This window comes from Collinsella aerofaciens (assembly GCF_015552075.1).
Classification (GTDB): Bacteria; Actinomycetota; Coriobacteriia; order Coriobacteriales; family Coriobacteriaceae; genus Collinsella; species Collinsella aerofaciens_Y.
The window spans coordinates 1-2,790 of sequence record NZ_JADNDZ010000094.1 but is presented as its reverse complement, the minus strand read 5'-3'; the positions used below and the strand labels follow the sequence as shown (position 1 = coordinate 2,790).

At 59.5% G+C, this 2,790-nt stretch carries 2 protein-coding genes; one reads left to right on the top strand and one right to left on the bottom strand.

Translation table 11 applies throughout. The features are described 5' to 3' along the window. Positions 1–150: 150 nt before the first annotated feature. Positions 151–1,212: a UDP-glucose 4-epimerase GalE gene (galE, locus tag I2D41_RS07090; protein WP_195364043.1), complete on the bottom strand. Its 1,062-nt coding sequence runs from the start codon at positions 1,210–1,212 to the stop codon at positions 151–153. 266 nt (positions 1,213–1,478) lie between these two features. Between galE and I2D41_RS07085 the strand changes: the two genes are divergently transcribed. Beyond that, entirely contained in the window at positions 1,479–2,684 is a 1,206-nt protein-coding gene (locus I2D41_RS07085) for a coiled-coil domain-containing protein (protein WP_195364042.1), read from the top strand. Positions 2,685–2,790 lie beyond the last annotated feature (106 nt).

Genomic DNA, 2,790 nt, shown 5'->3' with positions numbered 1-2,790 from the left:
AGCTGCGGGAACGGCCTGTCCGCCTAATGTGTTCGGCTGAGATCGGAAATCAACCAAAAGTTGGTCGATTTTCGGCGAATGGTTACATGCCATGAAAAAGCCCCGACCTCACAACGTGAGATCGGGGCAAGAGCGGTATGTAGGTTTTTGCTACTCGGCGTCGGCGAAGCCATTGGGGTTGTGGCTCTGCCAGTTCCAGCTATCGCGGCACATGTCCGCGATGTCGTACTGGGCCTTCCAGCCCATCATACGCTCGGCCTTGGAGGCATCGCACCAGTTGGCAGCGATGTCACCGGCGCGGCGCTCGCGGATCACGTAGGGCAGCTCCTTGCCACAAGCCTTGGAGAAGGCGGCGATGACCTCGAGTACCGAGGTGCCGGTGCCGGTGCCCAGGTTAAAGATCTCGACGCCGGTCTTGCCGTTCATCCAGTTAAGGGCGGCAACGTGACCAGAGGCCAGATCGCACACGTGGATGTAGTCGCGCACGCCGGTGCCGTCGGGGGTGGGGTAGTCGTTGCCAAAGACCTGAACGGCCTCGAGCTTGCCCACGGCAACCTGGGCGACATAGGGCACCAGGTTGTTGGGGATGCCCTTGGGGTCCTCGCCGATCAGGCCTGACGGATGAGCGCCGATGGGGTTGAAGTAACGGAGCAGCACGACGTCCCACTCGGGGTCGGCGGTGTGGACGTCCATAAGGATCTGCTCGATCATCCACTTGGTCCAACCATAGGGGTTGGTCGCGGGCTTCTTAGGATCCTCCTCGGTGACGGGCGGGTTGTCCGGGTCGCCGTAGACGGTCGAGGAGCTCGAGAAGATGATGGACTTGCAGCCATGGCTGCGCATGACGTCGATGAGCACCAGGGTGTTCTCGATGTTGTTGTGGTAGTACTCGACGGGCTTGCTCACCGACTCGCCGACGGCCTTAAAGCCGGCAAAGTGGATGACGCGGTCGATCTGATGGGTATCGAAGATCTTGTTCATCGCATCGCGGTCGAGCACGTTGGCCTCGTAGAAGGTGAGGTTCTTGGCGGCCTCGTCGCCCACGATGGTCTTGACGCGGTCGACGGCGACGGCGCTGGAGTTGGAGAGATCATCGACGATGACGACCTGGTAGCCACCCTCGAGCAGCTGAACGACGGTGTGCGAGCCGATAAAGCCGGCGCCACCGGTAACGAGGACGCAGGTGTCTTTGGGGTCGAGTGCTTTGGACATGTAGTCTCCTATCGAATCAGGAACACTTCTTCAGGGGAGTATAGCGCAGGCAGGGACGCCCAAATCGTGCGCTGTAGGAAAAGCAGAGGATTATGTTAACGTACTCATAACAGAGCTTGCGTACGCATAACCTGATCTTTGGTATTTGCTTACGAGCCGCCGACCTTGCAGTTTCCTGCCGTTCGTGGAAATCGTTGGGACGCGCCATATGTACGCTAATATGTATGAGTTGAGCGACATATAAATAAGCATGTAACGGAGTACATATGTCACCAAACAGCGATTCCATCCTTTCCCAGGAGCTCTCGCGCCGCACTGCCCTCAAGGCCCTGTTCGGCGCCGCTTCTGCGGCAGTTCTTTTTGGCCTGCCCGCTCGCGCCCATGCGGCGGAGGCTTCCAAAGAAACCACCGATAAACTGAATGCCGCCCAGGCCCAGCTCGACGAGGTTCAGGCCCAGCTCGACAGCATCGCAAATGAGTATGCGGCGCTGGCCAACAAGAATGCCCAGACCCTCAACGACATCGAGAATGTCCAGGGCAAGATTGACGACACGCAGGCCCAGATCGATGAAAAGAAGGCCGAGCTCAAGAAGAAGCGCAACGACCTTTCCGATCGCGTGGCCGCCAGCTACAAGTCCGGCGGCACGAACATCCTGTCGCTGCTGCTGGCCTCTGGCTCGTTTGAGGAGCTCGTCGCCAACGCGCATTACGTTGAGAAGATCAACAAGAGCGACCGCGACGCCATCGAGGACATTCAGACCATCCAGGAAGAGCTCGATGCGCAAAAGACCGAGCTCGAGTCGCAGAAGGCCGACTTAGAGAAGCTCAAGGACCAGCAGACTGCCCAGATGCAGGACATGCAGGCCAAGCAGCAAGAAGTCCAGACCGTGCTGAACGGTCTTTCCGACGACGTCAAGGAGCTCATGGCTCAGCGCGATTCCGAGATCATCGCTGCCGCCCAGGCTGAGGAGGCCGCTAGGAAGGCTGCCGCTGCCGCGGCTGCCGCGAACAAGAACAATTCCTACTCGGGTGGTTCAAGCTCGGGTGGCGGATCGTATGCGCCCGGAACCCCGCAACAGAATGCCGGCTCGGGCAAACAGCAGGCCGTCGTCAACGCGTGCTACTCCACGCCTTCGCCGGGTCAGAACTGGTGCGCGGCGTGGGTTACCAATGTCTTCCGTAACGCCGGCGTTGGCTACTTTGGCGGTAACGCGTGCGATATGTTTAACGCATGGTGCTATAGCTCCGACCGCTCGGCGCTGCAGGTGGGCATGATCGTGGCCGACTCATCGCATAGCGGCACCGGCATGCCGGGTCTGATCTATGGCCACGTGGGCATCTATGTTGGCGGCGGCATCGTCATGAGCAATGAGGGCGCCATTACGTCTAAGTCGCTTGATTCGTTTATTAGCTTCTATGGCACTGGCTCTGGCGTGCGTTGGGGCTGGCTCGGCGGTATTGCGCTGTCGTAAAGCCGACGGGGCCGCGTGCCCGCCCGCAATATATTTGATTGCCTGCTCGGGCAGTCCTGCGCAAGACGAAGGCCACATTAAGTGGCCTTCTTTGCGTGCGGAACTC